This window comes from Verminephrobacter aporrectodeae subsp. tuberculatae At4, assembly GCF_000193225.1.
GTDB lineage: Bacteria > Pseudomonadota > Gammaproteobacteria > Burkholderiales > Burkholderiaceae_C > Acidovorax > Acidovorax aporrectodeae.
The window spans coordinates 1-6989 of the sequence record NZ_AFAL01000688.1 but is presented as its reverse complement, the minus strand read 5'-3'; the positions used below and the strand labels follow the sequence as shown (position 1 = coordinate 6989).

At 65.7% G+C, this 6989-nt stretch carries 8 protein-coding genes; 2 read left to right on the top strand and 6 right to left on the bottom strand.

Annotated elements, in window-relative coordinates; all coding sequences use genetic code 11:
- The 4 genes from VTU_RS0119125 to VTU_RS0119110 form a co-directional block, all read right to left on the bottom strand.
- Positions 1-666 (bottom strand): ABC transporter permease (locus VTU_RS0119125; RefSeq protein WP_010107545.1); only part of this gene is annotated, 666 nt, incomplete at its 3' end.
- A 105-nt stretch (positions 667-771) separates the two neighbouring features.
- Positions 772-1407, bottom strand: a complete 636-nt coding sequence (locus VTU_RS28730) for a creatininase family protein (protein WP_010107542.1) — start codon at positions 1405-1407, stop codon at positions 772-774.
- Positions 1408-1456: 49 nt separating this feature from the next.
- Positions 1457-2428, bottom strand: coding sequence for an isoaspartyl peptidase/L-asparaginase family protein (locus tag VTU_RS0119115; RefSeq protein ID WP_029554554.1), 972 nt, complete (start codon positions 2426-2428; stop codon positions 1457-1459).
- 52 nt (positions 2429-2480) lie between these two features.
- Positions 2481-3425 (bottom strand): MurR/RpiR family transcriptional regulator, encoded by a 945-nt coding sequence (locus VTU_RS0119110; protein ID WP_010107539.1) that lies wholly within the window; start codon positions 3423-3425, stop codon positions 2481-2483.
- Positions 3426-3860: 435 nt separating this feature from the next.
- On the opposite strand from VTU_RS0119110, the gene relB reads away from it, so the two are divergent.
- The gene (gene relB, locus VTU_RS31905; RefSeq protein ID WP_010107537.1) at positions 3861-4085 is read left to right on the top strand and encodes a type II toxin-antitoxin system RelB family antitoxin; all 225 of its coding nucleotides are present in this window, start codon (positions 3861-3863) and stop codon (positions 4083-4085) included.
- Positions 4069-4341, top strand: coding sequence for a type II toxin-antitoxin system RelE family toxin (locus VTU_RS0119100; protein WP_010107535.1), 273 nt, complete (start codon positions 4069-4071; stop codon positions 4339-4341). Before relB ends, VTU_RS0119100 begins: the two co-directional genes overlap by 17 nt.
- Here VTU_RS0119100 and VTU_RS35725 read toward each other — a convergent pair.
- Both VTU_RS35725 and VTU_RS0119095 read right to left on the bottom strand, forming a co-directional pair.
- Complete coding sequence (locus VTU_RS35725; RefSeq protein ID WP_369021524.1) at positions 4329-4748, bottom strand: AAA family ATPase; 420 nt, start codon at positions 4746-4748, stop codon at positions 4329-4331. The genes VTU_RS0119100 and VTU_RS35725 overlap by 13 nt on opposite strands.
- 23 nt (positions 4749-4771) lie before the next feature.
- A complete protein-coding gene (locus VTU_RS0119095) occupies positions 4772-6646 on the bottom strand; it encodes a glutamine--tRNA ligase/YqeY domain fusion protein (protein WP_010107532.1) in 1875 nt (624 codons plus the stop codon).
- Between the last annotated feature and the right edge of the window lie 343 nt (positions 6647-6989).

Sequence of the window (6989 nt, the reverse complement as noted above, 5' to 3'; positions counted from 1 at the left end):
GAGCACGTAGTCGGCGAGCAGGGCCTCGCGCACGCCGGCGCGCGTGAGCCGCACGATCAGCGCCAAGCGAAAGAGCGCCAGGTTGAGCGCCGGCAGCAGCAGGTGGCGCCAGCCGTCCAGGGTCAGAACCGACCATTCGACACCCCATAGCGCGACGGTCTCGCCGCGCCCGCCCGAAGAGAACCAGCCCAGTTGCACGGCGAAGAGCAGCATGAGCATCAGACCCATCCAGAACGCCGGAACGGAGAAGCCCAGCACCGTCGCGCCCATGATGAGCCGGGTCGAAAACGCATGCGGCCGGTAGCCCGCGAGCATGCCCAGGGGCACGCCCAGCGACACGCTCAGCAGCATCGCGACCAGCGCCAACTCCAGCGTCGCCGGAAGACAGGAAAGGATCAGGCCCAGCGCCGGGGTGTCGTAGATGAAGGAGGTGCCGAAATCGCCCGCGAGCGCGTTCTTCAGGAAGAGCAGGTATTGCAGCAGCACCGGCTGGTCGAGCCCGTAGCGCGCGATGGTCTCCTCGCGCAGCGCCTGATCGGCCTGCGGATTGATCAGGATGTCGATCGGGTTGCCAATGGCGTACACGGCCGCGAACACCAGAAGCGACATCAGCAGCAGCACGGCGAGCGCCTGCACGCTGCGGCGCAGCACGAAGTTCAGCACCACGCCACCTCCGGGCGGCCGACGGCCCGCATCGCCTTGCCGGTCATAGCCATGGGCCGTCCAGGACCTCTGCCGTCTCGGACACCGCCACCTGCCACAGCGCCTGCATCACGTCTTCGGGCTTGTGGTAGTGCCCGCCGTAGTTGCCATCGCCCAGGTAACGGCGCACCTCCCCGGGTGCATCTGGCGCAGGCGCTCCAGGTCGATCATGGGCCGCTGGTGCTGCGGCTGCCCCACGCCCGCGATGCGGGTGTGGCTGAAGTTCTCCATCCAGGATGCGTGCGATGCCACGGGGTCTATCTCCCTGACCTTGGCCCAGGTCTTGGGTGCGTTCCACCAGTTGTGGAACTTGACCCGTACCTGCATATTGCGTGCCATCCATTGCATGGCCAGGCTGGCCGCGGGCTGGTTGCCGCCGTGGCCGTTGACGATCAGGATGCGCCTGAAGCCATGCGCGGCCACGCTATCGAGCATGTCCTGGATGAGCGCGAGATAACTCTCGACGCGCAGCGACACGGTGCCGGGGAACGCCATGAAATAGGGCGAAAGGCCAAAGGGCAACGCGGGGTAGACCGGCACCCCGATGGCTTGCGCGGCGTCCACCGCCACCTGCTCGGCCAGGATGGCGTCCGTGCACAGGCTGAGGTAGGCGTGCTGCTCGGTACTGCCAATGGGCAGGACCACGCGGTCGTCGCGCTGGAGATAGGTCTCGATCTGCATCCAGTTGCAATCCCGGATTCGCATGTGTGTTCCTTTCGATTCCGCCGCGAGCGCTACGCCCCTGCGCCGCGTTTCAGGCGTAGATGCCGACGACCGGCTCCGCGCCCACCCGGGCATGGCCGCGGTACATGCCTTCGGTGTTGAAGGGCATCACCACCTCGCCATGCGCATTCACCGCGATCAATCCGCCGCGCCCATGGAAGCGGCCGAGCCTGTGCTGCACCACCTGCGTCGCGGCGTGGTCCAGGCTGAGTCCGCCATACGCCATGAGCGCAGCCACGTCGTACGCGGCGACCGCCTTCATGAACGCCTCGCCGATGCCGGTGCACGAAACGGCGCAGGTCGCGTCGTCCGCATAGCAGCCAGCGCCGATCAGCGGCGTGTCGCCGACGCGGCCCGGAATCTTGTTCGTCAGGCCGCCCGTGGAGGTGGCTGCGGCCACATGGCCCTGCGCGTCGCAGGCCACCGCACCCACGGTGCCGTGCTTGGTGTCGCCATCGAGGGGCGCGCCCGCCGGGGTCTGCTGCGCGCCATCCGCGAGGCTGGCGCCGTCATGGTCCAGAAGCAGCTGCGCGCCCCCCGACTCCTTGGCACGCTGCAATTGGCGCAAACGCTCGGGCGTGGAGAAATAGGAAGCGGGCACCATCGCCATGCCGTGGACCTGGGCGAAGGCATCGGCGCCTTCGCCGACCAGCAGCACATGCTCGGAACGCTCCATGACCAGGCGCGCCGAGAGCACGGGGTTGCGCACCCGCTTGACGCAGGCAACCGCCCCGGCGCGCAGTCCCGTGCCCTCCATGACGGCGGCGTCCATCTCATGCGTCTGGTCCCGGGTGAAGACGGAACCACGCCCCGCGTTGAACAGCTCGCAGTCCTCCAGCAGCCGGACGGCCAGGGTCACGGCGTCGAGCGCGCTGCCGCCCGCGTGCAGGACGTCTTGCGTGGCCAGCAGGATGTCGCGCAGGGCCTGCGCGTGCGCCTGCTCGCCTTGCTGCGTCATGCGGGTCCTGCTAATGGTTCCCGCGCCGCCATGGATGGCGACCACGGGCGCAAGGCGGCCGTCGCCCCCGGGCGGGCGGCGGTCGGATCGGGAGGATTCAGGGCTTGCGTTTGGCACGCGCGGCAGACCGGGCGCGCGGGGCAGTCGCGCGTTCGAAGTAGAGGTAGGGCATCAGCTGCCCGGTCAGATCGCGCGCCTGCGCCAGCGCGTCGGGATGCTCCTGCGCAAGGGCGGCGCCAAGCCCCTCGATGACAGCCAGCGCCGCGACGTTCGAGTGCGACAGCAGGGTGCTGTCGGCCTTCACGTAGAGAACGTGCTGCGCAAAGCCCACCAGCGGCGATGCCGGCCCGTCGGTCAGCGCCGCCACCAGCGCGCCCCGCTGCTGGGCAAAGTCGATCAGGCGCACGGTGTCGGCCGAGTAGCGTGGAAATGAAATGCCGAGCACCAGGTCCTTGGCGCGCAGCTTGTTCATGCGCCGCACCGCCTGCTCGCCGCCACCCTCTCCGCCGATGAGGTGTGCGTTGCGGCAATGGGGGTCGAGATGGTGGAGCGCCGAACTGGCGAGAAAGGCACTGCCACCAAAGCCGACGATGTAGACGCGCTCAGCCTGCCGCAAGGCGCGCACCAGCTGTTCGCAGGTGTGCGCGCTGAGCATGCGGGCCGTGGCCTCCAGGTTGTCGGCCGATTGCGCCATCACCGTGGCCAGGGTGTCGTGCGCAAGTGCGCCGGTCTGGCGTGCGCGCAGCTTTTCCACCGGCTCCAGCGCCGCCTTGAAGGTTTGCAGCAGGTCGGCGCGGAACTCGGGATAGCCCTCGTGGCCGATGGTGCGCGCGAAACGATTCGCCGTCGCCACCGACACGCCGGTGGCCTGCGCCAATTCCTCGATGGACGCCGTCGCCACGTCGAACACATGGTGCAGCACATGGTCCGCAATGCGCTGCTGCGCGCGCGACAGCGACGGGTAGAGGCGAATGATGCGCTGCATCGCCGGGGTCTCGAACATCGTCGTCGAGGCGGGAGGTTGGGGGGTGGGGCGCGCCATTGGGTCTATTTTTTCATGTCCCGCGTTTTTTGCAATCTTTTTTTTCATCCATGCCGGCGTCCCCGGGGATGGTGCGTCGGGTGTCCTCGCATGGAGCCCCGAGGTCCAAGGGCGCGGTCGCGTTGTCGGGAAGGCAGGGGGCCTCAGGGAGGAAGCTCAGCCCTGTCTGGACGGGAACTGCAAGAATCAACCGCCTCGTCGGCGGAGAAGGAGGGGTGGCCGGGCGGGTTGGTATGCCTTCAATCCCTGATCTCCAGTAATGATCTGAACTTCAAATCCAGCCAAAGCGTAGTACCCGGCGATATGTTTTATCGTGGCGTCGCCAATGGGCGTTGTTGCCCTTGGTGTTGTCCTCAATATGCCACGCGCTGACAATTTCCAGTCGCTCCAGTTAACGTTATACTTGTATATCGTTTTCAGAACAGGGGCCGAAACATGCTTGCCATCCGACTACCCGCCGAAGTGGAAGCCCGCCTTGAAGCACTGGCGCAGGCTACCGGGCGCACCAAGACTTTCTATGCTCGCGAAGCTATCCTTGAGCACTTGGACGACATCGAAGATTTGTACCTTGCAGAGCGACGTCTGATCGACATTCGGGCAGGCAAAACCCAAACCGTGCCACTCGAAGAAGTGATGAAACGTCATGGTATGGAAGGTTGAGCTTGACCCAGCGGCCGAGCGCGAGCTGGGAAAGATCGACCAGCAATCTGCCTGCCGAATCCTGGCGTTTCTGCATGGCCGAGTCGCCCAGCTCGACGACCCGCGCAGCATTGGCGAAGCCCTCAAAGGCTCCAAGCTGGGAGTCTTCTGGAAATACCGCGTTGGTGATTGGCGAATAATTGCCGGCATCGAGGACGGCGCTTTGCGCATCCTGGTTATACGCATCGGCAATCGCAAAGATGTTTACCGAAAATGAATAGTCCGCCAAGGCCGTTTTAGGGGCCTTGCTGGATCTGCCGAGTACGACGGCGCGCTTTGCTCGACGCCAAGCTGTTTCGGAAAAGCCGCCTGTCTCCCCCGCAGGGGGGTAGACCCGCGTTTCGAAACGCATAGTTCATGCGAGGGGGCTTGTGTATAACAAGATGGTCTTTGGGCTGCCCAATCGACTCCACCCCGCATGGCTGGCAATGCTTTATCTTCTCCCTTCAACGCTGTTGTAAGCATTGTTCCCGATGCAATTCGGTGCAGGAAAATGAAAGCGTCGAGAGCATTTGATTTTCCACTGGCGTTTGTCCCGATCAGTACCGTCAATGGATCGATGTGCAGCGAAGACTTCTTGTAGCTTTTCCAGTTCTCCAGCCGGAGTTCAGTAATCACTTTCATCCTCCATGCATCTGGCAGTGCGGTTATTTTTCCCAACGGTCCTTCAACCCCACAGCCAGGTTGAACACCGGCGCGCCGGCCCGATGGTCCAGCCGATCGGCGACGAAGTAGCCGTGGCGCTCGAACTGGAACTTGTCGTCCGGCCTGGCGTTCGCGAGCGAGGGCTCGACGATGGCGGTCAGCACTTTCAGGCTGTCGGGGTTCAGGCTTTCGATGAAGTCCTTGCCGCCCGCGTCGGGCTGGGCGTCGAGGAACAGGCGGTCGTACATGCGCACTTCGGCCGGCACGCCGTCGGCCACGCCCACCCAGGTGATGGCGGCCCTGACCTTGACGCTGTCGGCGCCGGGGGTGCCGCTCTTGGTGTGGGGCTCCACGCGGGCCTGCACCTCGGTGATCTTGCCGGAGGCGTCCTTGGTGCAGCCGCTGCACTCGATGACGTAGCCGCCCTTCAGGCGCACCCTGTTTCCCTGGAGCGTTTCACCGCCAGCCCCTGGCCGGGGCGGGTAAAGGCGTTTGTAGCCCTTGGGGGGGGTCTCTTCAAAGTCTTCGCGCTCGATCCATACCTCCTTGCCGAGGCGGAAGTGGCGCATGGGGTTGTCCACACCCTCGGGCGGGTGGGGCAGGGCGGGCAGGGTGCAGGGCTCCAGATGGCCGGCGCCCATGGCTTCGTCCCAGTTGCTGAGCACGAGTTTCACCGGGTTGAGAACGGCCATGCCGCGGTGCGCCTTGGACTCCAGGTCCTCGCGCAGGCAGCCTTCGAGCGTGCCGTAGTCGATCCAGCTGGCGCTCTTGCTCACGCCGATGCGTTCGGCAAACAGTTGCAGCGCGGCGGGGGTGTAGCCGCGGCGCCGCAGGCCGACGAGGGTGGGCATGCGCGGGTCGTCCCAGCCGCTGACCTTGTGGTCGTACACCAGTTGCGCCAGTTTGCGTTTGCTGGTGATGACGTAGGTGAGGTTCAGGCGTGCAAATTCGTATTGGCGCGGGGGCGGGCCGGGCAGCAGGCCGCCCATGGTGCGTCCGTCGGGGTGCTTCGTGGTTTCGCTCAGGCGCTCCAGCAGCCAGTCGTAGAAGGGGCGCTGGTCTTCGAATTCGAGCGTGCACAGGCTGTGGGTGATTTGTTCGAGCGCGTCCTCGATCGGGTGCGCGTAGGTGTACATGGGGTAGATGCACCAGGTGTCGCCCGTGTTGTGGTGCGTGGCGCGGCGGATGCGGTAGATGGTCGGGTCGCGCATGTTGATGTTCGGGCTGGCCATGTCGATCTTGGCGCGCAGCACCATGGAGCCGTCCTCGTGCAGGCCGTCGCGCATTTCGCGAAAGCGCGCCAGGTTTTCTGCCGGGCTGCGGCTGCGGAAGGGGCTGTTCACTCCGGGCCTGCCGAAGTCGCCCCGGTTGACGCGGATCTGCTCCACCGTCTGCTCGTCCACGTAGGCGTGTCCGGCCTCGATCAGGTATTCGGCCGCGCGGTACATGAAGCCAAAGTAGTCGCTCGCCTGGTAGGGCCGGTCGTTGCCTGGCTGGCGCCAGTCGAAACCCAGCCATTGCACCGCGTCGATGATGCTGTCGACGTATTGCGCGTCCTCTTTCTCGGGGTTGGTGTCGTCAAAGCGCAGGTGGCACACGCCGCCGTAGTCGCGCGCCAGGCCAAAGTTGATGCAGATGCTCTTCGCGTGGCCCACGTGCAGGTGGCCGTTGGGCTCGGGCGGGAAGCGGGTGCGGATCCGGGCGGGGTCGGGTTCGCCCCGGGCGTGGTGCGTGGCGTCGCCGGGCGATCCGGCCCAGCGGCGGCTGGTGTAGGTGCCCAGGTCCAGGTCGTGCTCGATGATCTGGCGCAGGAAGTTGCCGGGTTTGGCGGCTTCGGGGGCGGCTGCGCTCGCGGGGGCCGGTGTCGGGGTGCTCATCGGGCCATTTTAGGCGGCGGCTTGCCGGGCCCTCGGGCTCGCGGCCACCTTGCACGGGATCACTTCCATTGGGCTCCGCGCACCAGGGAAAACACGGGCAGGGCGTCGGATGCGCGGCGCATACAGTGCGCGTGCGCCGCCTTGCATGCGCGCGTGCATCGCATGCGCTCTGGCAGCAGCCACATACTTCCCCACTGTTTTTTTTGGAAAGCGATCCGTGATGCGCCAAGCCCCGGCAACCCTTCCTGGCCGACGATACCAAGGCCGCAGCGGACGGCCACTCGACTTCAGCGCGCTCGGCTTTGGCAGCGCTCCGCTGGGCAACCTGTATCGCCCGATCCCG

Coding starts and splice junctions, on each gene's coding strand:
- VTU_RS0119100 (WP_010107535.1), top strand. CDS start 4,069: ATGGTATGGAAGGTTGAGCTTGACCCAGCGGCCGAGCGCGAGCTGGGA.
- VTU_RS28730 (WP_010107542.1), bottom strand. CDS start 1,407: ATGCGAATCCGGGATTGCAACTGGATGCAGATCGAGACCTATCTCCAG.
- VTU_RS0119110 (WP_010107539.1), bottom strand. CDS start 3,425: ATGGCGCGCCCCACCCCCCAACCTCCCGCCTCGACGACGATGTTCGAG.
- VTU_RS0119095 (WP_010107532.1), bottom strand. CDS start 6,646: ATGAGCACCCCGACACCGGCCCCCGCGAGCGCAGCCGCCCCCGAAGCC.
- relB (WP_010107537.1), top strand. CDS start 3,861: ATGCTTGCCATCCGACTACCCGCCGAAGTGGAAGCCCGCCTTGAAGCA.
- VTU_RS35725 (WP_369021524.1), bottom strand. CDS start 4,748: ATGAAAGTGATTACTGAACTCCGGCTGGAGAACTGGAAAAGCTACAAG.